The organism is Streptomyces blastmyceticus (assembly GCF_039521185.1).
GTDB classification, from domain to species: Bacteria; Actinomycetota; Actinomycetes; order Streptomycetales; family Streptomycetaceae; genus Streptomyces; species Streptomyces blastmyceticus.
In genome coordinates this window covers 62,138-83,977 of the sequence record NZ_BAAABW010000039.1, presented here as the reverse complement: position 1 = coordinate 83,977, position 21,840 = coordinate 62,138, and the positions used below count along the sequence as shown (strand labels likewise).

General features: G+C 72.3%; 20 protein-coding genes and 1 riboswitch. Of the genes, 12 read left to right on the top strand and 8 right to left on the bottom strand.

All coding sequences use genetic code 11. From position 1 onward, the window contains the following. Positions 1-17 precede the first annotated feature (17 nt). From ABD269_RS32475 to ABD269_RS32450, 6 genes are all read left to right on the top strand, one after another. Complete coding sequence (locus ABD269_RS32475; RefSeq protein WP_344123781.1) at positions 18-272, top strand: hypothetical protein; 255 nt, start codon at positions 18-20, stop codon at positions 270-272. A gap of 68 nt (positions 273-340) precedes the next feature. Beyond that, positions 341-547 carry a hypothetical protein gene (locus ABD269_RS32470; RefSeq protein ID WP_116210872.1) on the top strand — a complete coding sequence of 69 codons (207 nt, stop codon included), beginning with the start codon at positions 341-343 and terminating at the stop codon, positions 545-547. 258 nt (positions 548-805) lie between these two features. Further along, positions 806-1,087, top strand: a complete 282-nt coding sequence (gene tatA / locus ABD269_RS32465) for a Sec-independent protein translocase subunit TatA (RefSeq protein ID WP_301888657.1) — start codon at positions 806-808, stop codon at positions 1,085-1,087. A gap of 62 nt (positions 1,088-1,149) precedes the next feature. Further along, positions 1,150-2,073, top strand: coding sequence for a twin-arginine translocase subunit TatC (gene tatC / locus ABD269_RS32460; RefSeq protein WP_344123777.1), 924 nt, complete (start codon positions 1,150-1,152; stop codon positions 2,071-2,073). 97 nt (positions 2,074-2,170) lie between these two features. Continuing rightward, on the top strand, positions 2,171-3,079 hold the full coding sequence (locus ABD269_RS32455) for a diacylglycerol kinase (protein WP_344123775.1): 909 nt from the start codon (positions 2,171-2,173) through the stop codon (positions 3,077-3,079). 44 nt (positions 3,080-3,123) lie between these two features. After that, positions 3,124-5,949: a DEAD/DEAH box helicase gene (locus tag ABD269_RS32450; protein WP_344123773.1), complete on the top strand. Its 2,826-nt coding sequence runs from the start codon at positions 3,124-3,126 to the stop codon at positions 5,947-5,949. A gap of 144 nt (positions 5,950-6,093) precedes the next feature. Here the strand turns inward: ABD269_RS32450 and ABD269_RS32445 are convergent, their stop codons facing one another. From ABD269_RS32445 to ABD269_RS32435, 3 genes are all read right to left on the bottom strand, one after another. Then, positions 6,094-6,729 carry a hypothetical protein gene (locus ABD269_RS32445; protein WP_344123771.1) on the bottom strand — a complete coding sequence of 212 codons (636 nt, stop codon included), beginning with the start codon at positions 6,727-6,729 and terminating at the stop codon, positions 6,094-6,096. 37 nt (positions 6,730-6,766) lie between these two features. Further along, complete coding sequence (locus tag ABD269_RS32440; RefSeq protein ID WP_344123769.1) at positions 6,767-7,615, bottom strand: siderophore-interacting protein; 849 nt, start codon at positions 7,613-7,615, stop codon at positions 6,767-6,769. An 80-nt stretch (positions 7,616-7,695) separates the two neighbouring features. Continuing rightward, a complete protein-coding gene (locus tag ABD269_RS32435; protein ID WP_344124066.1) occupies positions 7,696-8,601 on the bottom strand; it encodes a 5'-3' exonuclease in 906 nt (301 codons plus the stop codon). 237 nt (positions 8,602-8,838) lie between these two features. Between ABD269_RS32435 and ABD269_RS32430 the strand changes: the two genes are divergently transcribed. Then, on the top strand, positions 8,839-9,921 hold the full coding sequence (locus ABD269_RS32430; protein WP_344123767.1) for a quaternary amine ABC transporter ATP-binding protein: 1,083 nt from the start codon (positions 8,839-8,841) through the stop codon (positions 9,919-9,921). Further along, positions 9,914-11,725, top strand: coding sequence for an ABC transporter permease/substrate binding protein (locus ABD269_RS32425; RefSeq protein WP_301888665.1), 1,812 nt, complete (start codon positions 9,914-9,916; stop codon positions 11,723-11,725). The genes ABD269_RS32430 and ABD269_RS32425 overlap by 8 nt, the downstream gene beginning before the upstream one ends. Positions 11,726-11,953: 228 nt before the next feature. On the opposite strand, the gene ABD269_RS32420 is transcribed toward ABD269_RS32425, so the two are convergent. After that, on the bottom strand, positions 11,954-12,883 hold the full coding sequence (locus ABD269_RS32420; protein WP_344123764.1) for a LysR family transcriptional regulator: 930 nt from the start codon (positions 12,881-12,883) through the stop codon (positions 11,954-11,956). A gap of 70 nt (positions 12,884-12,953) precedes the next feature. Between ABD269_RS32420 and ABD269_RS32415 the strand changes: the two genes are divergently transcribed. Continuing rightward, positions 12,954-14,111, top strand: coding sequence for a TDT family transporter (locus tag ABD269_RS32415; RefSeq protein ID WP_344123762.1), 1,158 nt, complete (start codon positions 12,954-12,956; stop codon positions 14,109-14,111). On the opposite strand, the gene ABD269_RS32410 is transcribed toward ABD269_RS32415, so the two are convergent. Further along, on the bottom strand, positions 14,038-14,778 hold the full coding sequence (locus tag ABD269_RS32410) for a helical backbone metal receptor (RefSeq protein ID WP_344123760.1): 741 nt from the start codon (positions 14,776-14,778) through the stop codon (positions 14,038-14,040). The genes ABD269_RS32415 and ABD269_RS32410 overlap by 74 nt on opposite strands. A gap of 36 nt (positions 14,779-14,814) precedes the next feature. Continuing rightward, positions 14,815-15,038: riboswitch (cobalamin riboswitch) on the top strand. A 38-nt stretch (positions 15,039-15,076) separates the two neighbouring features. On the opposite strand from ABD269_RS32410, the gene metE reads away from it, so the two are divergent. The 3 genes from metE to ABD269_RS32395 all read left to right on the top strand — a co-directional run bounded on the left by metE (position 15,077) and on the right by ABD269_RS32395 (position 18,516). Then, entirely contained in the window at positions 15,077-17,392 is a 2,316-nt protein-coding gene (metE, locus tag ABD269_RS32405; protein ID WP_344123758.1) for a 5-methyltetrahydropteroyltriglutamate--homocysteine S-methyltransferase, read from the top strand. Positions 17,393-17,401: 9 nt separating this feature from the next. After that, positions 17,402-17,866, top strand: a complete 465-nt coding sequence (locus tag ABD269_RS32400; protein WP_425573029.1) for an acyl-CoA thioesterase — start codon at positions 17,402-17,404, stop codon at positions 17,864-17,866. Positions 17,867-18,153: 287 nt separating this feature from the next. Then, positions 18,154-18,516, top strand: a complete 363-nt coding sequence (locus ABD269_RS32395) for a hypothetical protein (protein WP_301888674.1) — start codon at positions 18,154-18,156, stop codon at positions 18,514-18,516. 50 nt (positions 18,517-18,566) lie between these two features. Here the strand turns inward: ABD269_RS32395 and ABD269_RS32390 are convergent, their stop codons facing one another. The 3 genes from ABD269_RS32390 to ABD269_RS32380 form a co-directional block, all read right to left on the bottom strand. Continuing rightward, positions 18,567-19,316 (bottom strand): dienelactone hydrolase family protein, encoded by a 750-nt coding sequence (locus tag ABD269_RS32390; protein WP_344123755.1) that lies wholly within the window; start codon positions 19,314-19,316, stop codon positions 18,567-18,569. A gap of 70 nt (positions 19,317-19,386) precedes the next feature. After that, on the bottom strand, positions 19,387-20,763 hold the full coding sequence (locus tag ABD269_RS32385) for an MDR family MFS transporter (protein ID WP_344123752.1): 1,377 nt from the start codon (positions 20,761-20,763) through the stop codon (positions 19,387-19,389). Between the two features lie 9 nt (positions 20,764-20,772). Further along, positions 20,773-21,792 carry a Rieske 2Fe-2S domain-containing protein gene (locus ABD269_RS32380; protein WP_344123750.1) on the bottom strand — a complete coding sequence of 340 codons (1,020 nt, stop codon included), beginning with the start codon at positions 21,790-21,792 and terminating at the stop codon, positions 20,773-20,775. Positions 21,793-21,840: the final 48 nt, after the last annotated feature.

The window sequence follows — 21,840 nt, the reverse complement described above, 5'->3', positions numbered from 1 at the left end:
GGAGAGGGGCGGGACGCATGGGCGGGGACGTTCGGGAGGCCGGAAGGGCTGTGGCCGCGATGTTCAGAGCGGCCTGCCCCGACTGCCGGGGGCGCTTCGAGCTGGCCGCCGAAGCGCTGCGGCTGGCGATCGGCGCGAGCCACCGTACGACCTTCTACTCCTTCACCTGCCCCGACTGCGGCGCCGCCGTCCGCAAGCCGGCGGGGGAGCGGATCATCGAGCTGCTCACGGGTGGCGGAGTGCGTACGCTCCGGTTGCACTCTTCGGTGTGACCCCCTGTGCGGCCCCGCCGCGACCGTCATTTTCGGCCATTCCGTACACCCCCGATAGGCTCGCTCCCATGTTCTGGCCCATGCTCGCCATCGCCCTCGCCTTCTGCGGCATCGCCGTGCTCGGCGTGCTCGCCGCCAAGGTTCTCGTCGAGGTGCGGCGCCTGGCCCGGCAGGTGTCCGAGAGCTCGGTCCGGATCACCCGCGCCGCCGAGGATCTCGAACGGGCGGCGACCCCGCTGGCCGGCCACGCGGCGCACACCTTCCGGCAGGACTGACCGGACCGGGCGGAAGCGTGACCGCGATGCCACAGTGACAGGGTCGGCCGCAGGGCCCTCCTGTGGCCCGGAAGCTGGCGGTACGCTGTTTCGGGTGACCCTGCTGACGAGGCGGAGGGTCGCAACCGGGCGTACGTGCGGGGATTGCCCAGCGTTTACCCCTGCGCGTTACGATCGCTGCCGTACCGCTGGTGGACAAATGTCCGATCGGTCGGCAGTACCCACCCCCATGCCGCTTCGGTGAGAAGGTAAACGCATATGTTCGGAAGGCTCGGCGCCCCCGAGATCATCCTCATCCTCGTCGTCGTTGTCCTGCTGTTCGGTGCGAAGAAGCTCCCGGACATGGCGCGCTCCCTCGGCAAGTCCGCCCGGATCCTCAAGAGCGAGGCCAAGGCGATGCGGTCGGAGGGCCAGGACAACGCCTCCGCCCCCGCCGACCCGCCCGCCGACACCCAGGCCCCCCGTACGATCAAGGCCGCACCCGGCGACGTCAGCGCCCGCCCGGTGAGCGAGCCCAGCGACCGTACGACGCAGCACTGATCCAGGGACGACTGGGACGGCCGCCCGTGGCGACCGTCTGCCGCACGAGATAGGGACGTGGGTTGCCCAAGCCTGCCCGCAAGAAGGAGAAGGACCCCGAGGGGCGGATGCCACTCGCGGACCACCTGCGTGAACTGCGCAACCGCCTGGCGAAGGCGGTGCTGGCCATCGTCGTGGTGGCCATCGTCGCCGCGTTCTACAACAAGCAGATCATGGACTTCCTGTCCAGTCCTGTGCCCAAGTGCCCCGGCCGCGACCTGGCCCAGAGCCATGGCGGCAACTGCGCGGTGCTGACGTTCAACACCCTGGCGTCGCCGTTCACGACCGTGGTGAAGGTGTGCCTGCTCGCGGGCGTCACCATCTCCTCCCCGGTCTGGCTCTACCAGCTGTGGGCGTTCCTCGCGCCCGGCCTGCACAAGAACGAGAAGAAGTACACGATCGCCTTCGTGGCGACCGCCGCACCGCTCTTCGTCGCCGGTGCCTACCTGGCCTACCTGATCATGCCCGCCAGCATGAGGGTGCTGCTCAGCGTCACCCCGGAGACCGCGGCCAACACACTCGGACTGAACGACATCCTGGACTTCACCGTCCGGATGATCCTCGTCTTCGGCCTCTCCTTCGAACTGCCGCTGATCCTGGTCATGATGAACCTGGTCGGCCTGGTCACGGGCAGGACCATGCTGAAGTGGTGGCGCGGTGTCGTCATGGGCACCTTCGTCTTCGGCGCCGTCGCGACCCCCAGCACCGACCCGTTCGGCATGTGCGTCCTCGCCATCCCGATCAGCATCCTCTACTTCGGTGCCGTCGGATTCGCGATCCTCAACGACAAGCGCCGGGCCCGCAGGAACCCCGACGCGCTCCTCGACGACGACGAGGCCGCGCCGCTGGACCTGACCCCGCAGCCCCTCGGCGACTCCGAGGCGATGCCCTCGCTGCCGGCGCACTCGGAGCCCGTCCGCCGCAACGGCTACGACGACGTCACCTGACGTCCCGCACCGGGCACGACAGACGCACGCACCCGAGGGGCGGCCGCTGACCCAGCGGCCGCCCCTCGGCGCACCCCGACCCGATAGGGTCCGGCGGGTGACCAGCGACATCACCCTTTTCGTGAACCCCACGGCGGGACGCGGGCGAGGCGCCAGGGCCACCCAGCCCGCGGCCCGGGTGCTCCGCGACGCCGGGTTCTCCGTCCGCACGGTGCTGGGCGAGGACGCCGCCGACGCCCTGACCCGGGCCCGGGCCGCGGTCGCCGGGGGCACCGGGGCGCTGATAGCCGTCGGCGGCGACGGAATCTGCTCCCTCGCGCTCCAGGCGGTCGCCGGGACCGCCACCCCGCTCGGCGTCGTCGCCGTCGGCACCGGCAACGACTTCGCCCGCGCGGCCGGCCTGCCTGTACGCGACCCGGCCGCCGCCGCCCGGGCCATCGCCGACTCCCTCAAGGGGGACGGCGGCGTCCCCGTGGACCTCGGGCGCGCCGGGGACACCTGGTTCGGCACCGTCCTCGCCTCCGGCTTCGACTCCCGCGTCAACGACCGCGGCAACCGGCTGCGGTTCCCCACCGGACGCCTGCGCTACGACGTCGCGCTCCTCGCGGAACTCGCCGCCCTGCGCCCCGTCCCCTACCGGATCACCCTCGACGACGGGCCCGCGCGGCAGGTCGACGCGACGCTCGTCGCGGTCGGCAACGGCGGCTCCTACGGCGGCGGGATGCGCATCTGCGCCGGCGCGCGGCTGGACGACGGGCTCTTCGACATCACGGTCGTCGGCCCGTGCAGCCGCTCCACGCTCCTGACCGTCTTCCCCAAGGTCTACAAGGGCACCCACCTCGGCCACCCCGAGGTCACCGTCCACCGCGCGGCCAAGGTGACCCTGGAGGCGCCCGGCACCACCGGGTACGCCGACGGCGAGCCGCTGGGCCCGCTGCCGCTCACCGCCACCACGGTGCGCGGCGCCGTCCGCCTCCTCGGAGCCCGTATCAGCGGCGCTCGATAAAGATCGGGTGGCTGTCAGGGGTCCCCGGTAGGCTCGTACACAAGATGACCGACGACATGTCCCCTGCTGAGCGCTACGCCCTGTCCCGGGTGCGCGCCGCCGAGCAGGCCACCGCGCTCGCCCCTTTCCGCGAGATGTACGAATTCGAGCTCGACCCCTTCCAGATAGAGGCGTGCAAGGCCCTGGAAGCGGGGAAGGGCGTGCTGGTCGCGGCCCCGACCGGCTCGGGCAAGACCATCGTGGGCGAGTTCGCCGTCCACCTGGCCCTCACCCAGGGCCGCAAGTGCTTCTACACCACGCCGATCAAGGCGCTCTCCAACCAGAAGTACAGCGACCTCGTCAAGCGCTACGGCGCCGCCAAGGTCGGCCTGCTGACCGGCGACAACAGCGTCAACGCCGACGCCCCGGTGCTCGTCATGACCACCGAAGTGCTGCGCAACATGCTCTACGCGGGCTCCCAGGCCCTGGACGGCCTCGGCTATGTCGTCATGGACGAGGTGCACTACCTCTCCGACCGCTTCCGCGGCGCCGTCTGGGAGGAGGTCATCATCCACCTGCCGGACTCGGTGACGCTGGTGTCCCTGTCGGCCACGGTCTCCAACGCCGAGGAGTTCGGCGACTGGCTGGACACCGTCCGCGGTGACACCGAAGTGATCGTCTCCGAGCACCGGCCCGTGCCGCTGTGGCAGCACGTGCTCGCCGGGCGGCGGATGTACGACCTCTTCGAGGAGAAGAACGGCCCCGGGGGCACCCCGGGCACCGGGCGCCGCGAGGTCAACCCCGACCTGGTGCGCCTGGCCCGGATGGAGAACAGCCGCCCCTTCGGCGGCCGCGACCGGCGCCGCGGGAACCTCCGCGAGGCCGACCGCGAGCGCGAGCGCCGCCAGCGCAGCCGCATCTGGACCCCCAGCCGCGTCGAGGTCATCGAGCGGCTCGACGCCGAGGGCCTGCTGCCCGCCATCACCTTCATCTTCAGCCGGGCCGGCTGCGAGGCCGCCGTGCAGCAGTGCATGTACGCCGGGCTGCGGCTCAACGACACCGAGGCGCGCGCCAGGGTCCGGGAGATCGTCGAGGAGCGCACCGCCTCGATCCCCGACGAGGACCTCCACGTCCTGGGCTACTTCGAGTGGCTGGAGGGCCTGGAGCGGGGCATCGCCGCGCACCACGCCGGAATGCTGCCCACATTCAAGGAGGTGGTGGAGGAGCTCTTCGTCAAGGGCCTGGTCAAGGCCGTCTTCGCCACCGAGACCCTCGCGCTGGGCATCAACATGCCCGCCCGCTCGGTCGTCCTGGAGAAGCTCGTCAAGTGGAACGGCGAGCAGCACGCCGACATCACCCCCGGTGAGTACACCCAGCTGACCGGCCGCGCGGGCCGGCGCGGCATCGACGTCGAGGGGCACGCGGTCGTCCTGTGGCAGCGGGCCATGGACCCCGGCGCGCTCGCCGGCCTGGCCGGCACCCGTACGTATCCGCTGCGGTCCAGCTTCAAGCCGTCGTACAACATGGCGGTCAACCTCGTCTCGCAGTTCGGCAGGCACCGCTCGCGGGAGCTCCTGGAGACCTCCTTCGCGCAGTTCCAGGCGGACAAGTCGGTCGTCGGCATCTCCCGCCAGGTGCAGAAGAACGAGGAGGGTCTCGCGGGCTACCGCGAGGCCGTCAACTGCCACCTCGGCGACTTCGAGGAGTACGCGCGGCTGCGCCGCGAGCTCAAGGACCGCGAGACCGAGCTGGCCAAGCAGGGCGCGACGCAGCGCCGGGCGGCCGCCGCCGCGGCGCTGGAGCGGCTCAAGCCCGGCGACGTCATCCACGTGCCCACCGGGAAGTACGCAGGTCTCGCCCTGGTCCTCGACCCCGGCCTGCCCGCGGGCCGCACCGACCGGCACCGCGGCCCCGACCCCTACGACGGGCCCCGCCCGCTGGTGCTCACCGCGGAGCGGCAGGTCAAGCGGCTGGCGCCGATCGACTTCCCGGTGCCCGTCGAGGCCTTGGAGCGGATGCGCATCCCCAAGTCCTTCAACGCCCGCAGCCCGCAGTCGCGGCGTGACCTCGCCTCGGCGCTGCGCACCAAGGCCGGGCACATCGTGCCCGACCGGCACCGCAAGCAGCGGGCCGCGGCCGCCGACGACACCGAGATCACCCGGCTGCGCACGGCCATCCGCGCGCACCCCTGCCACGGCTGCGACGAGCGCGAGGACCACGCCCGCTGGGCCGAGCGCTACCACCGGCTGCTGCGGGACACCCGCCAGCTGGAGCGGCGCATCGAGGGCCGGACGAACACCATCGCCCGCACCTTCGACCGCATCTGCGCGCTCCTGACCGACCTCGGCTATCTGCGCGCCGACGAGGTGACCGAGGACGGCCGGCGGCTGGCCCGGCTCTACGGCGAGCTGGACCTGCTGGCCTCCGAGTGCCTGCGCGACGGCGTCTGGGACGACCTGGGTCCCGCGGAGCTCGCGGCGTGCGCGTCGGCGCTGGTCTACGAGGCGCGGATGGCTGACGACGCGGCGCCGCCGAAGCTGCCCGCGGGCCCGGCACAGGCCGCGCTCGGCGAGATGATCCGCATCTGGGGCCGGCTGGACGCGCTGGAGGAGGCACACCGCATCAACCAGGCCGAGGGCGTCGGCCAGCGCGAACCGGACCTGGGCTTCGCCTGGGCCGCGTACCGCTGGGCGCAGGGCCACGGCCTGGACGAGGTGCTCCGCGACATCGAGATGCCGGCGGGCGACTTCGTCCGCTGGTGCAAGCAGCTGATCGACGTCCTCGGCCAGATCGCTGCGGCGGCACCGCAGGGCAGCCCTGTCGCGCGCAACGCGCGCAAGGCGGTTGATGGTTTGCTGCGGGGTGTGGTGGCGTACTCGTCGGTGGGCTGACATTCAGCCCGTCCGGCGTTTGAGGACAAGCGGCGCAGCCGCTTCAGGGGGTCCGGGGTCTCCCCGGTTTCGGGAAGGGGCGGGGCTGGGGAACAAGCCCGCCGGGCCGCACCCGACCGGGGTCCGGGGCGAAGCCCCGGTGGGTCACCAGGAGCCGTCCGGATCCTCCCGCTTCGCCAAGCGCGAGCGCCGCCGCACCAGCGCATACGTCCCCAGCGCCGTCAAAGCCGCCGCCACCACGGCGCTGCCCACGCTCACGGCGACGAGAGCGCCGGTGCTCATCCCGGAGGAGTCGGAGTCCTCGTCGTCCTGGAGCGCGGCCTCGCTCGTCTTGTCGACCGCGTCCTCGTAACTCTTCGGCCCCGCGCAGAAGTCACGGTTGCCGGGGTCCATCTCGGGCACCACGGTCAGCTCGACGGTCCGGACCGCCTTGCCCTCGCCGTGGTCCTTGAGGGCCACCGGATACGTACCGGGAGTGATGTCGCACAGCACCATGGCCGCGGCCATGGCGTAGTGCCTGGCGTCCTTGCCCTCCCGGAAGCGCTTCGCCTTGATCTTGACCGTCTTGGCGAAGGCGGGGGATTCCAGCGTCACATAGCCGTTGTTGTCGTCGAGCGTGCCGTCGTCCACCGTCACGGTGAACGTGGCCTCGCGGCCCCGCTGCGTGGGCTGCTGGCCGGTGACCGTCCAGGACGGGTCGGCGAAGGCGCCGGGGGCGGCTATGAGAACGAGCGCGGCCGCGGCCGCGCTCGTGAGGGCCATGCGGCCACGGGTCGTCATGGGGCGAGGATATCCAGGGCCGTTCGACCCGCAGGGGTCAGGCGGCCGGGGCGCCGTCCTGTTCGCGCTCCACCTGCTGGTTCCACTCCCGCTTGGACGCCTGCCAGCCGTCCTCGTCGTGGCCGCGGCGCCAGTAACCGGATATAGACAGCCGCTCGCGCGGCACCTCGCGCTCCACCCGCAGGAAGCGCCGGAGCTCCTTCACGAAGCCCGCCTCGCCGTGGACGAACGCCTGGACGTCCCCGGGCGGGAAGTCCAGCGAGCACACCGCCTTGACCAGCGCCTCGCCGACCGGAGCGCCGTCGCGGTGCAGCCAGACGACCTCGACGCCCTCGGGCAGCTCCAGCGGCTGCACCTCACGGGCGTCCGCGACCTCGACGAAGGCGTGCACGGGCACCCCGGCGGGGATCCGCTCCAGGGACGCGGCGATCGCGGGCAGCGCGCTCTCGTCGCCGGCCAGGAGGTGCCAGTCGGCGGCCGGGTCGGGGGAGTAGCCGCCACCGGGGCCGAGGAAGCGGATCTCCTCGCCCGGCTGCACGGAGGCCGCCCAGGGGCCGGCCAGCCCCTCGTCGCCGTGGACGACGAAGTCGATCACCAGCTCGCGCTTCTCGCGGTCGAAGGCACGCACGGTGTACGTCCGCGTGCTGGGCCACTGCTCGCGCGGCAGGTCCCGGCGGACGACCTCCATGTCGAACGGCTCCGGATAGACGGCACCGGGCACCGGGAAGAGCAGCTTGACGTAGTGGTCGGAGTGCTCGCCGGCCCCGAAGTCCGCGAGCCCCTCGCCGCCCAGGACCACCCGCACCATGTGCGGCGTCAGCCGCTCGGTGCGCAGCACGCGGGCGTGGCTGAGCTGCGGCTTCTTCCGGACGGGACGGTCTGCCATGGCTGTCTCCCCTGTACGCGCTGACGAGGACGCACGGAAAACGGGCATCCTTCTAAGTAAGGCACACCTAACTTAACAGCTCAGGCGGCGAGAACGGTCAGAAGTCGCTGGAGCGAACCGCCCAGCCCCCACTGCTCCGCGAGCGCCTCCAGCGCCATCGGGTCGTGCGGTTCACGAGGCAGCGCCGCGTCGAAGGTGGGCAGCGGGACGTCCGAGGCGACCCGCACCACCTTGGGCGCCACCGCCAGATACGGGCGGGCCTCCAGCAGTCGCTTGCGCTGCGTCGGGGTGAGCTTGGCCGCCGGATCCTCCGCCGCGGCCATGATCCCGGCGAGGTCGCCGTGGGCGGTCAGCAGCTTCGCCGCTGTCTTCTCGCCGATGCCCGGCACGCCCGGCAGGCCGTCGCTCGGGTCGCCCCGCAGCAGCGCCAGGTCGGCGTACCCGGCGCCGTCCACCCCGTACTTCTCGCGCAGCAGCGCCTCGTCGACCGTCTGGAGGGTGCCGACGCCCTTGAGCGGATACAGCACCCGCACCCCGCGCCGGTCGTCCACCAGCTGATAGAGGTCGCGGTCGCCGGTGACGATGTCGACCGGGCCCGGCGCCCGGACGGCGAGGGTGCCGATCACATCGTCCGCCTCGTACCCCGCGGCGCCGATCCGGGCGATGCCGACGGCGTCCAGCACGCTCTCGATCACCGGCACCTGCGGGGAGAGGGTGTCCGGGGTCTCCTCCTCGTCGGGGCCGCCCTCGACCTCCTCCGCGACCCGGTGCGCCTTGTACGAGGGGATCAGGTCGACCCGCCACTGCGGCCGCCAGTCGAAGTCCATGCAGGCCACCAGGTCGTCCGGCTGGTGGTCCTGGACCAGCCGGGCGATGAAGTCGAGCAGGCCGCGCACCGCGTTCACCGGGGTGCCGTCCGGGGCCCGCACGGTGTCCGGCACACCGAAATAGGCACGGAAATACAGGGAAGCGGTGTCGAGGAGCATCAGGCGTCGCGTCACGCCCCCGATCATGCCGCATCCCACTGACAGGACCCGGCGGACATGTGAAGTGGATCACTGTTCCGTTTGCCCCGAATGATCGAGGGCAGGCGCGGCACCGGAGCGGACCCCGCCACCGCGCACACGCGCCGCGGCGGGCACGCGGACCGAATCCGCACCGCTCCACGTCCCGGCCCGAAGGGGAGTGCCGGGGCAGCGCTGAGTTCGACCCGAGAGGTTTATGTGTCCAGGCTCCAGGCCGAGCACTTGTACAAAGTGTTCGGCACCCGACCCGAAGCCGCCGTCAAACGACTCGAAGGCGGCGCGGGCCGCGACGAGCTGCGCGCGGACGGCACCACCGCCGCGGTCATCGACGCCTCCTTCGAGGTCGAGGCCGGCCAGATCTTCGTGGTGATGGGTCTGTCCGGATCCGGCAAGTCCACGTTGCTGCGCATGCTCAACGGCCTGCTGGAACCCACCGCCGGACGCGTCCTCTACGACGGTCAGGACCTGACCGCCCTCTCCCCGCGCGAGCTGCGCGCCGTGCGCTCGCGCGGCATCAGCATGGTCTTCCAGCACTTCGCGCTGTTCCCGCACCGCAGCGTGCTGGAGAACGCCGGCTACGGCCTCGAAGTGCAGGGCGTACCGCGCGAGGAGCGCGAGCAGCGCGCCGCCGAGGCCCTGGAACTCGCCGGCCTGAAGGGCTGGGAGACCTCCTGGCCCGACGAGCTGTCCGGCGGCATGCAGCAGCGCGTCGGGCTCGCCCGCGCGCTCGCCACCGACGCCGACCTGCTGCTGATGGACGAGTCCTTCAGCGCGCTGGACCCGCTGATCCGCCGCGACATGCAGGACCAGCTGCTCGACCTCCAGACGCGGCTGAAGAAGACCATCGTCTTCATCACCCACGACCTCAACGAGGCCATGCGCCTCGGCGACCGCATCGCCGTCATGCGCGACGGCCGCATCGTGCAGAACGGCACCGCCGAGGACATCCTCCTGCGGCCCGCCAACGACTACGTCGCCTCCTTCATCCAGGACGTGGACCGCTCCCGGGTCCTCACCGCCGGATCGATCATGGTCGCGCCGGGCGGCGGCGACAGCGCGCGCGAGGTCCTCGCCGCCGCGCCCGCCACCGTCGGCGCCGCGACGCCCGTCGCCGAGCTGTTCGGCCCCTTCGCCCGCAGCGGCGCCCCCGTCGCCGTCGTCGACGAGCGCGGCGAGCTCGCCGGGATCGTCACCCGCGACCGCATGCTGGCCGCGCTGGGCGACGAGCCCGCCGCAGCGACCGCCGCCGAGCCCAAGGAAGCGGTGATCGCCGGTGCCTAGGATCCACTTCGGCCAGTGGGTCGAGTCGGCCGTCAACTGGCTCCAGACCCACCTCAACTGGCTGTTCGACGCCATCAGCGCCGTACTCACCGGTGCCTACGACGGTGTGAACGCCGTGCTCGGCGCCCCCAACCCGCTGCTGATGGCCGGCATCCTCGCCGTCGTCGCCTGGTGGCTGCGCGGCCTGGCGGCCGCCGTCGTCACCTACGCGGGCCTCGCGCTCATCGACTCCTTCGGCCTGTGGGACGCGGCGATGGCGACGCTGTCGCTCGTCCTCGTGGCCAGCGTGCTCACGCTCGCGATGGCCGTGCCCCTGGGCATCTGGGCGGCGCGCAGCCGCACCGTCAGCGGCGCGCTGCGGCCCGTACTGGACGTCATGCAGACGATGCCGGCCTTCGTCTACCTGATCCCCGGCGTGATGTTCTTCTCGATCGGGCCCATGCCCGGTCTGATCGCCACCGTCGTCTTCTCGATGCCGCCGGGCGTCCGGATGACCGAGCTGGGCATCCGCCAGGTCGACGGCGAACTCGTCGAGGCCGCGCGCGCCTTCGGCACCACGCCGCGCGACACCCTGGTCCGCGTCCAGCTGCCGCTGGCGCTGCCCACCATCATGGCGGGCGTCAACCAGGTCATCATGCTGGCCCTGTCCATGGTCGTCATCGCGGGCATGGCGGGCGCGGGCGGCCTCGGCGAGGCCGTGTACGCGGCCGTCACCCAGGTCGACATCGGCGGCGGCGTCGAGAGCGGCCTGGCCGTCGTCATCCTCGCCATCTACCTGGACCGGATGACCGGTTCCCTCAACGAGCGGGTCTCCCCGCTCGGCCGGCGCGCCCTGGCCAAGGCCGCGGCCACCGCCCGCGGCACCGCCTACGCCACCTTCCTGCGCTACCGCCCCGGCACGGCGGTCGCCACCGTCGGCGTCGTCGTCCTCGCGCTGATCGCGGGCGGCATGAACCTCACCGGGGGCGGCGGCAAGGAGACCGTGGCCGCCGGCAAGAACGTCGGCCAGGGCAAGCGGATCAAGCTCGGCTACTTCCCCTGGGACGAGGCCGTCGCCACCACCTACCTCTGGCAGAACATCCTGGAGGACCGCGGCTTCAAGCCCGACGTCAAGCAGCTCGACCCCGGGCCGCTGTACACCGCGCTCGCCCAGGGGCAGATGGACGTGCAGTTCGACTCCTGGCTGCCCACGACCCACAAGCGTTACTGGGAGCTCTACCGCGACCGGCTCACCGACCTGGGCACCTGGTACGGGCCCACGTCGCTGGAGCTGACCGTGCCCTCCTACATGAAGGACGTCAACTCCATCGACGACCTCAAGGGCAAGGGCGGGGAGTTCGGCGGCAAGGTCGTCGGCATCGAGTCGAGCGCCGGCAACATGGGCATCCTCAACAACAAGGTGCTCAAGGAGTACGGACTGGACGGCGAGTACAAGGTCGTCTCCTCCACCACCTCCACGATGCTCGCCGAGCTGGACCGCGCCTACAACAAGAAGGAACCGATCGTGGTTCCGCTGTGGTCGCCGCACTGGGCGTACGCCAAGTACGACCTGAAGAAGCTCAAGGACCCCAAGGGCGTCTGGGGCACCGGTGAGCAGATCCACACCATCGGCAAGAAGGACTTCGCCAAGGACTTCCCCAAGGTCGCCGGCTGGATGAAGGACTTCAAGATGTCCGAGCAGGAGCTCGCCTCCCTGGAGGCCGAACTCCAGAACGGCGGCAAGGGCAAGGAGAAGGAATCCGCCCGCCGCTGGCTGGACGCCCACCCGGGCGTGGAGGACAAGCTGGCGCCGGTGGCGTCGTAAGCGACGCGGTACGCCGGGCCGCGCTTTGCGCGGTGTCCTCACGCCGGACGGGCTGGTTTTTCCAGCCCGTGGGGGCACCTCCCAGCGGTAGCTGGGGGAGTTTGAGGACGTGCCCGCAGGGCACTCCCGCCGCAGGCGGCAACGGCGGGACAGCCGGGGGCCCGGGGCGGAGCCCCGGTTCGGGAAGGGGCGGGGTTGGGGAACGCCCCCCCCGAGCCACCCGCACGCTCACCCCCGCGTCAGCGACAGCAACTCACGTGCCGGGCCCGTCGGTCGTTGCCCCATCGGCCACACCGCCCGCAGATCGCGCCGCAGCCGCACCGCCACCGGAATCTCCACGAGCCGCCGGGCCGCGAGCTCCTCGCCCACGGCGAGCTCGCTCAGGACGGAGGGGCCCGCGCCGCTGACGACGGCCGCCTTCACCGCCGTCGTCGAGGAGAGTTCGAGCAGCGGGGCCGCCAGGCCGCCGTGGCCCGCCAGGGCCGCGTCGAGGACCTGCCGGGTGCCGGAGCCGCGCTCGCGGAGGATCAGCGGGGCGGCCGCCAGCTCCGCGGGGGAGAGCGGGGCGCGGCGGCGGGCCCACGCGTGGCCCGGGGCGACCACGACGGCCAGCCGGTCGTGGCCGATGACCGCGCCGTCCAGCCCCGCGGGCACGTCGAGGCCCTCGACGAAGCCGAGGTCGGCCTCGCCCGCGCGCAGCCGGTCCGCGACGGCCGCGGAGTTCCCGGCGAGCAGCGAGACGGCCGTACCGGGCAGCAGCCCGCGCAGCGCGATCAGCCAGCCCGGCAGCAGATACTCGGCGATGGTCATGCTCGCGGCCACCCGCAGCCGGGAGTCCCGGCGGCCGCGCAGCGCCTGCGTGCCCGCGTCGAACGCCTCGGCGGCCTCGACGACCCGCCGCGCCCAGTCGGTGACGAGCGCCCCCGCGTCGGTGAGCCGGGAACCGCGCGGTGAGCGCTCGACCAGGGCCACGCCGAGCATGCGCTCCATGCTGCGGATCCGGCTGCTGGCGGCGGGCTGGGTGATGCCCACCTCGCGGGCCGCCCGCCCCAGGCTGCCCAGCCGGGCCACGGCGAGCAGCAGCTCCAGCGCCCCGAGATCGGGCACCCGGTGCGCGAGCGGGCTCCTCGGCTCGTCGGAACTCCTCGGATCGCTCATAAACCCAGCTTATGCCCTCATAGACCGATGGCCTCTGGTCGCGCGGAGCGTCACGGGCGATCGTGGAGACATGACCACGCTCGTCCATCCCAGCCCCACCCCCCTCACGCGTCACCACTCGCGGCCCGGTGTCCGTCACCTCGGCCCGAACTGGTACGCCGCCGTGATGGGCACCGCCATCGTCGCGGGCGCAGGCAGCGCCCTCCCGCTGCGGGCGCCCGGGCTGCGCGGCGCGTACGAGGTCGTGTGGGCGCTGGCCGCCCTCGGGCTGCTCACCCTGCTGACCGCCCGCGCCGCGCACTGGCTGCGCCACCCCGACCAGGCCCGCCGCCACCTCGCCGACCCGATGGTCGCGCCGTTCTACGGCTGCCTGGCCATGGCCCTGCTGGCCGTCGGCAGCGTCACGCTCGGCGTGGGCTCGGACGTCATCGGCAAGGACACGGCCGTCGCCGCCGACGCCGTCCTCTGGGTGGCGGGCACGGTGATCGGTCTCGCGGCGGCCGCGGGCATCCCGTACCTGATGGTCACCCGGCACAGGATCGGGGTGGACGGCGCCTCGCCCGTCTGGCTCCTCCCGGTCGTCGCGCCCATGGTGTCCGCCGCGACCGGCCCGGCGCTGGTGGCGCACCTGCCGCACGGCCAGTGGCAGGAGGCCATGCTGCTCGGCTGCTACGCGCTGTTCGGCATGAGCCTGCTGGCCACGCTGGTCATCCTGCCGCTGGTGTTCGCCCGGCTGATCCACCACGGTGCGCTGCCCCTCGCGCTGACCCCGGCCCTCTTCCTCGTCCTCGGCCCGCTCGGGCAGTCGACCACGGCCGTCAACAACGTCGCCGACGCCGCGCACGGCACCGCCGCCGCCTCCTACACCCAGGCGATGACCGCCTTCGGCGTGCTCTACGGCACCCCCGTGATGGGCTTCGCGCTGCTGTGGCTGGCGCTGGCCACCGCCATGGTGGTGCGGGCCTTCCGGCGCGGCATGGGCTTCGCGATGACGTGGTGGGCCTTCACCTTCCCCATCGGCACCTGCGTCACCGGCGCCGCCGGGCTCGCCCGCCACACCGGTCTGCACGCCTTCAACGGCCTGGCCTACGGGCTCTACGCGCTGCTCGTCGCGGCCTGGCTGGTCGCCGCCGTGTGCACCCTGCGCGGCCTGGTCAGCGGCCGGCTGCTCGCAGCGCCGCGGCCAGCACCCGGGGCGCCTGCGTCAGCGAAGGCCCGTACCACGTGAGGTGACGGCCGCTGACGAGCGCGGACGGCAGCCCGGGGAACGCCTCCGGGCCGTCGTCCGCGGTGAAGCGGTACGGCTCGTCGGGCAGGACGACCAGTTCGGCGCCGCACGAGGTCAGCTCGTCGAGGGGCACGCGGGGATAGCGCTCCGCGTGCCCCGCGTGCGTATGGGCGACACCGAGCCGGGCGAGGACGTCCCCCGCGAAGGTGTCCCGGCCCAGGACCATCCACGGCCGCCGCCACACCGGCACCACCGCCCGCACGGCCGGGCCCGTCGGCCGCACCTCCCGCCACGCGTCCTCGGCCTCCGCCAGCCACCCGGGCCGCTCCAGCCCGCACCCCTCCACCAGCACCCGCTCCAGCTCCCCGAACGCCTGCTCCAGGGTGCGCACTTCGGTGACCAGCACCCGCAGGCCCGCCGCACGCAGCGCGGCGAGGTCGGGGGCGCGGTTCTCCTCCTCGTTGGCGAGGACGAGGTCGGGCGCGAGGGCGGCGATCCGGGCCACGTCGGGGTTCTTGGTGCCACCGATCCGGGTCACGTCGAGCCCGGCGGGGTGGTCGCACCAGTCGGTGGCGCCGACGAGCAGCCCGGGCGCGGTGACGGCCACGGCCTCGGTGAGCGAGGGGACGAGCGACACCACGCGCCGTACGGCAGTGCGAATGGCCATGATCACAGAGTACGCCCGGCCCGCAACTCCTGTGACTATGCTGGCCGGTGCAGCTGGTTCGCCCCGTCCGCCAGGCGGGAGCGTCGCAAGAGGGAATCCGGTGCGAATCCGGAACTGCCCCGCAGCGGTGAGTGGGAACGACCGCGGTCATGAGCACTGGACGACGTCCGGGAAGCGACCGCCAGTAGGTGCCCGGCCCTTCGACGAGGGACCGGAGCGCGCCCACGAGTCCGAAGACCTGCCACTGCCCGTACACCCGCACGGGGTACGGACCCACCGAACTCCGGAGGAGAGTTCCGTGAAGCAGACGCATGTCGCACGCGTACGCCCCACCCTGCACGGCTATCCGCGGCAAGGGCCGCGCCGCGAGCTGAAGAAGGCCACCGAGAGCTATTGGGCCGGCCACCTGGACGCCGGTCAGCTGCTGGAAACCGCCGCCGCGCTGCGGGCCGCGGCCCGCGAGGAGCTGCGCGAGGCGGGCATCACCGAGGTGGCCACCGGCGACTTCTCGCTCTACGACCACGTCCTGGACACGGCCTGGGCGGTCGGCGCGGTGCCGGAGCGGCACCGGGCGGCGGCCGGCACCGAGCTGGACGTCTACTTCGCCATGGCCCGCGGCACGGCACAGGTGCCGCCGCTGGAGATGACGAAGTGGTTCGACACCAATTACCACTATCTCGTACCCGAGTTGGGGCCGGACGCTGTGTTCGCCCCGGATTCCCGCAAGCAGGTCACCGAGTTCCGTGAGGCGCGAGAGGCGGGCTTCACGGCCCGGCCCGTGCTGCTGGGGCCGGTCAGCTTCCTGCTGCTGGCCAAGCCCGCGCCCGGCGCCGGGGCGGACTTCGAGCCGCTGACGCTCCTGGACCGGCTGCTGCCGGTGTACGCGTCGCTGCTCGCGGACCTGCGGGCGGCGGGGGCGGACTGGGTGCAGCTCGACGAGCCCGTGCTCGTGCAGGACCGGCCCCGGTCGGTGCTCGGCGCCACCGCCCGCGCCTACCGCGAGCTCGGCGCCGCGACCGACCGGCCGAAGCTGCTGGTCGCCTCCTACTTCGACCGGCTCGGCGACGCCCTGCCCGTGCTCGCACAGTCCCCCGTCGAGGGGCTCGCGATGGACTTCACCGGGCCCGCGGCCGCCAACCTCGACGCGCTCGCCGCCCTCGGCGGGCTGCCCGGCAAGCGGCTGATCGCGGGCGTCGTCGACGGCCGCAACGTCTGGGCCGCCGACCTGGAGCGGGCCCTGTCCACCCTGGCCACCCTGCTCGGCCTGGTCGAACGGCTCGACGTGGCGCCGTCCTGCTCCCTGCTGCACGTGCCGCTCGACGTCGCCGCGGAACGCGACCTCGACCCGCAGGTCGCCCGCTGGCTGTCCTTCGCCCGGCAGAAGACCGCCGAAGTCGCCACCCTGGCAAGGGCGCTGAGCGAGGGCCGCGAGGCGGTGGCACCGCAGCTCGCCGCCAACCGGGCCGCCCTCACGGCCCGCGCGGGCTCGGCGCTGACCCGCGACGCGGCCGTACGGGAGCGCTGTGCCGCCGTCACCGCCGCGGACGCGCGCCGACCGCAGCCGTACGCGGAGCGGACCGCCGCCCAGCGCGCCCGGCTCGGCCTGCCGCCGCTGCCGACCACCACCATCGGCTCCTTCCCGCAGACCGCCGAGCTGCGCCGCGCGCGGGCCGAGCTGCGCGCCGGGAAGCTGACCGCCGACGGCTACCGCGAGCGGATCGCCGCGGAGATCCGCGAGGTGATCGCCTTCCAGGAGAAGGCGGGCCTCGACGTGCTGGTGCACGGCGAACCCGAACGCAACGACATGGTCCAGCACTTCGCCGAGCGGCTGAACGGCTACCTCGCCACCCGGCACGGCTGGGTGCAGTCCTACGGCACGCGCTACGTCCGCCCGCCGATCCTCGCCGGTGACGTCTCGCGGCCCGCGCCCATGACCGTCGAATGGACGGGCTACGCCCAGTCGTTGACCCGGCGCCCCGTGAAGGGCATGCTCACCGGCCCCGTCACCATGCTGTCCTGGTCCTTCGTCCGGGACGACCAGCCGCTCGCCGAGACCGCCCGCCAAGTCGCGCTCGCGCTGCGCGACGAGGTCGCGGACCTGGAGGCGGCGGGCACCGCCGTGATCCAGGTGGACGAACCCGCCCTGCGCGAGCTGCTGCCGCTGCGCGCGCCCGCCCGGCCCGGTTATCTGGAGTGGGCGACCGAGGCGTTCCGCCTGGCGACGAGCGGGGTCCGCGCGGACACCCAGATCCACACGCACATGTGCTACGCCGAGTTCGGCGAGATCCTGCCCGGCATCGAGGCGCTGGACGCGGACGTCATCAGCCTGGAGGCGGCGCGCTCCCGGATGGCCGTCGCGGACGAACTCGCCACCGCCGGCTATCCGCGCGAGGCGGGCCCGGGGGTCTACGACATCCACTCGCCGCGCGTCCCCTCCGTCGAGGAGGTCGCTGCGCTGCTGCGGCACGCGCTGCGGGCCGTACCGGCGGAACGGCTGTGGGTGAACCCCGACTGCGGCCTGAAGACGAGGTCCCCGGAGGAAGCGGGGCCGGCGCTGGAGAACCTGGTCACCGCGGCCCGGCAGGTCCGCTCGACCCTGCCGCACTCCGGCTGAGGAGCCACCGTGGAAGCACCGCCCATCGACAAGGTCCCGGCCGACTCGTCCGTCACCCTTGCCCACATCATGAGCGAGCACGACACCAATCTGTACGGCACGGTGCACGGTGGCGCCGTGATGCGCCTCGTCGACGACGCCGCAGCGGCCGCGGCGGGCCGCCACGCGGGCTGCCCCGCCGTCACCGTCTCCGTGGACGCCATGTCCTTCCTCGCACCCGTACGCGCCGGGGACCTGCTCTCCGTACGGGCCCGCGTGGAGTGGGCGGGCCGCACGTCCATGGCCGTGGGCGTCGACGTCACGGCCGAACGCTGGAACTCCTCCGGCCCCACGGCCCAAGTGGCCACCGCCCGGCTGACGTTCGTGGCCATCGACGCGGACGGCGCGCCGCGGGTGGTTCCGGGGCTTTGTCCGGAAACCCCGGAGGAGCGGCGGCGCTTCGAGGAGGTGGCGGCGAAGCGGCTCCGCCGGTAGCCGCTGTACGACTCCCCGCCGCTCTTGAGGGAGAGCGGCGGGGTCCGGCGGGGCGAGCTGTGCGTTGCCTGCCTGCTCACCGTGCCCATGATCTACTGAAGGCCGGAGTGCCCCGCCGATCGGTGACCGTCATCCCTCCGACCTGCGGCGTAACGGGTGCTCGGACTTCCATGAGACTGCTCAAGGTTCGGTGCGACAGGACACCTGTGCCTGTGGTGTGGGCATCCGGGTCGGCCGGAACCGGCTGACCGGGAACCAAGCGACCGAACCTGACGGGGACATCCATCATGACCAGCAGTACTCAGCAGACGGCCGCGCCGACAGCCGGGGCACGCAACACTCCTGCCCGGATCGCCTTCTGGTCGGCTGCCTGTGGTGTCGGCCTGATCGTCGCGATCTTCGCGACACCGATGCTCTGGCTGCTGTACGCCCAGTACTACACGTTCTTCACGTTCGTGTTCGGTGCCGTCGCCATCCCGGCCGGACACCTCGGTCGGTTCCGGAGCAAGCGTCTGGGCGGTCGCGACCGCGGCCTGGCGCTGCTGGCCATCGTGACCGGCTGGCTGTTGCTCTTCTACGTACTGCTCGCGGTTCTGGCGTACGGCGGCCTGATCGTCGGACTCACGTTCCTGTTCGGTTCCGCGAAATGACGGCTGTGACTCCCCGCCGCTCTTGAGGGAGAGCGGCGGGGGCCGGCGCCTCAGCTGTTGGTCAGAGTGCGGCCGAGGAGGGGGAGCAGGCGGTCCCAGTGGTGCTGGAGTGCGGCGGGGTCGAAGGCCTCGGTGTCGGACATGGTGAAGCCGTGGACGGTGCCGGGGTAGACCTCGGTGGTGTAGTCGACACCCGCGGCGTCCAGGGCCCGGTTGAACTCGGCGAGTGTCTCGGGCGACATGTCGCCTTCGGCGAGGCCGAGGTGGACCTCGGCGGTGAGCCGGGGGACGAGGCGGTGCGGGCTGTCCGGCGCGTCGGTGACCAGGAAGCCGGGGTGGAATCCGGCGACGGCGGCCACCCGGTCGGGGTGCGCCGTCGCGGTGCGCACCGCCAAGGGCGCGCCCATGCAGTAGCCGATCGCCGCGACCGGCCCGGCGCCGACCTCGGGCTGAGCGGTGAGGAACTCGAGGTAAGCGTCGGCGTCGCTCAGGGCACGCTCGGTGGTGTGCTCCTTGATCAAGGGCATCAGCTTGGCGAAGACCGCGGGCCGGGCCTCTTCCCCGATGTGCTCGGGAAGCTCGACCACCGGCGCCGGCCCGTTCCGGTAGAGGACGTTGGGCACGAGCACGTAGTACCCGTGCCCGGCCAGCTCGCGGGCCATCTCCTCCAGCACGGGCCGCAGGCCGAAGGCGTCCATGTACAGCAGCACCCCGGGGTGCTGCTCGCCGTCGTCGGGGAAGGCGGCGAAGGCGTCGGCCTGGCCGTCCGGTGTGGGGATCTGCAATGTCTTGGTGGGCATGGAGGATCTTCCTTCCGTTGCTTCATAGTTGATCACCAAAGCAGGTCGGAAGTCATCCAACACGATGGCCTCAGGCCGAGCGGCCGATCCTCGCGGGCTCCACGGCGTCGGGCAGGGGATGTTCCCTGATCAGGAGGGCGAGTGCGAGGGCCAGCGCCATGAAGGGGATGGTCCAGGAAAAGACGGCTTGGAACGCCGCGATGCTCCCATGCGTGCCGGCCGTGAGGATCGCGCCGAACAGCGCGGCGCCGAATGCTCCGCCGAGGGAGCGGAAGAAGTTCAGCACGCCGGTTGCGGTACCGATGTGGTCCTGGCCCACGGCGTATTGGCCGACGAGGAGGCAGACCTGGACGAAGAAGCCGAGGCCGATGCCCGCGACGGCCAGCGGGACGATCAGGGCGACCGCGCCGGTGCCTTCGTCGGCACGGCCCAGCACCGCCATGGAGGCCGCGACGAGGATCGCGCCGGCGACGGGGTACGCCTTGTAGCGACCGGTGCGGGTGATGAGGAGCCCGGAGAGCACCGCGGCGGCGACCAGGCCGAGGAGCAGAGGGATGACGTACAGCCCGGCCGTGAAGGCGGACTTGCGCTGTACGGTCTGGAGGAACATCGGTACGTACAGCATGGCCGCCATCAGCACCAGGGACGCGAGCAGGAACTGGGCGGCGGCCAGGGCGAAGTCGGCGGAGCGGAACAGATGCGGCGGGGTGATCGGCTCGGCCGCCCGGTGCTCGACGACGAGGTAGCAGACCAGGGCGACCGCGCCGAGGGCGGCCAGGCCGAGGACGACCGGCGAGGACCAGGGGTGTTCGTGCCCGCCCCAGGTGGTCACGAGCACCACGGCGGTGGTGAACGTGGTGACGGTCACGGCGCCGAGGAGGTCGATCCGGCCTTCGACTGCGGCGGGGCCCGGCAGGTGGAGCTTCACGGCGACCGCGAGGAGGGCGAGGACGCCGATGGGCAGGTTGACGAAGAAGATCCAGCGCCAGGAAAGCCCGTCGGAGAACGCGCCGCCGCACAGCGGACCGGCGATGAGGGCGACGGCCGCGACCGCACCCAGGGCGGCCTGGAGCCGGGCGCGCCGGCGCGGGGACGCCAGGTCACCGGTGATGGCCATGACCAGGGACGTGATCGCGCCGCCGCCCACGCCCTGCAGGGCACGGGAGAAGGCCAGCACGGACAGGGTGCCGGCGAAGCCGCTGAGCAGCGAGCCCACCAGGAAGACGGTGACGGAGAGTTGGAGGATCCGCTTGCGGCCGTAGAGGTCGCCGAGTTTGCCGGAGAGGAGGGTGGAGACCGAGCCGGTGAGCAGATAGGCGCTCGCGATCCAGGAGACGCCGGTGCCGGCGTGGAGGTCCTTGCCGATGCTGGGGAGGGCGGTGGAGACGATCGTCTGGTCCAGGTTCGCCATGAACAGCGACAGCATCAGGGGGATCAGCAGCACCATGGGGCCACCTCATGACGGTGGGTAGAACTGGCGGACCCAGTGGCGGTAGAGGCCGATGGCCTCGTCGCCGACGGTGAGGCGAGGGCGGGGTTCATAACGCTTGGCGTTCCAGATCCGTACGTCGTCCTGGACCTTGCGGACCGAGATCCCCAGCATTCCCCGGGCCACGGCGCGGTGCAGGGAGCGGCGCATGAGCGGCGTTCCCGTGGCTCCCGGCCGGTGGATGTCCGCGCAGGCGACGGCGAGTTGCAGACGAGTGCCCGCCGGACCGGTCGGGGTGTGCAGGGCCCACAGGTAGATGACGAGGCCGATGTGGGGCAGAGGCTGCTCGATGCGCAGACAGCCCATCCCCGCCACCAGGAACGAGTGGTCCACCTGGAACCGTGTCAGCGGCCCGGGCCCGGCCGGTCCGAGCCTGAGCCTGCTGCGGATGTAGGGGCCTTTGGCGCGCGGTGGTTCGAGTTCTCGCAGCGTCACATGGTGCACGACCGACAGGTGTCGGTAGTCGAGGGTGTTCTCGGTGAGTTCCTGGACGTGGGCGCGGACCTCGGTGCCCCAGGAGGCGGTCGCCAAGACCCCCGCCGGAGCGGTTTCGGGGGCGTCCCAGGTGGGCGGTGAGCCGTCGGGCGCGTACCAGACGAAGACGAATCCATTGCGCTCGCGGACGGTGTGGTGCTCCAGCCGCGCCCGCGGAGGCCGGCCGTGGGGGACGGCGACGCAGGTGCCGTCGGGGGCGAAGGCGAAGTGGTGGAAGGGGCACACCAGATTCCGGCCCTCGACGGTGCCGCCGGAGCCGAGGTGGGCGCCGAGGTGCGGGCAGTAGGGACGCACTGCGTAGGGCTGTCCGTCGCCGGTGCGGTAGACGACCACGTCCTCGCCCGCCAGCCGCCGGGTCAGAACGCGCCCGGGCACCAGCTCGCGGGACAGCGCCAGGAAGAACCAGCTGCTCGGATAGGGGAGTTCCCGTTTCGGCTCGTCGCTCGTGCGGCGTCGGTCGCGCGATCCCGGCAGATCCGCCCCCATGGTCATGCCCGTAGGCAACCACGAGGAAGGCGTCGTTGCGGCCTCTGTTGGGAG

Bases quoted from the DNA above. Each gene is read 5' to 3' on its own strand.
- ABD269_RS32475 (WP_344123781.1), top strand. From the start codon at position 18: ATGGGCGGGGACGTTCGGGAGGCCGGAAGGGCTGTGGCCGCGATGTTC.
- ABD269_RS32470 (WP_116210872.1), top strand. From the start codon at position 341: ATGTTCTGGCCCATGCTCGCCATCGCCCTCGCCTTCTGCGGCATCGCC.
- tatA (WP_301888657.1), top strand. From the start codon at position 806: ATGTTCGGAAGGCTCGGCGCCCCCGAGATCATCCTCATCCTCGTCGTC.
- ABD269_RS32450 (WP_344123773.1), top strand. From the start codon at position 3,124: ATGACCGACGACATGTCCCCTGCTGAGCGCTACGCCCTGTCCCGGGTG.
- ABD269_RS32445 (WP_344123771.1), bottom strand. From the start codon at position 6,729: ATGACGACCCGTGGCCGCATGGCCCTCACGAGCGCGGCCGCGGCCGCG.
- ABD269_RS32440 (WP_344123769.1), bottom strand. From the start codon at position 7,615: ATGGCAGACCGTCCCGTCCGGAAGAAGCCGCAGCTCAGCCACGCCCGC.
- ABD269_RS32435 (WP_344124066.1), bottom strand. From the start codon at position 8,601: ATGCTCCTCGACACCGCTTCCCTGTATTTCCGTGCCTATTTCGGTGTG.
- ABD269_RS32420 (WP_344123764.1), bottom strand. From the start codon at position 12,883: ATGAGCGATCCGAGGAGTTCCGACGAGCCGAGGAGCCCGCTCGCGCAC.
- ABD269_RS32415 (WP_344123762.1), top strand. From the start codon at position 12,954: ATGACCACGCTCGTCCATCCCAGCCCCACCCCCCTCACGCGTCACCAC.
- ABD269_RS32410 (WP_344123760.1), bottom strand. From the start codon at position 14,778: ATGGCCATTCGCACTGCCGTACGGCGCGTGGTGTCGCTCGTCCCCTCG.
- ABD269_RS32395 (WP_301888674.1), top strand. From the start codon at position 18,154: ATGACCAGCAGTACTCAGCAGACGGCCGCGCCGACAGCCGGGGCACGC.
- ABD269_RS32390 (WP_344123755.1), bottom strand. From the start codon at position 19,316: ATGCCCACCAAGACATTGCAGATCCCCACACCGGACGGCCAGGCCGAC.
- ABD269_RS32385 (WP_344123752.1), bottom strand. From the start codon at position 20,763: ATGGTGCTGCTGATCCCCCTGATGCTGTCGCTGTTCATGGCGAACCTG.
- ABD269_RS32380 (WP_344123750.1), bottom strand. From the start codon at position 21,792: ATGACCATGGGGGCGGATCTGCCGGGATCGCGCGACCGACGCCGCACG.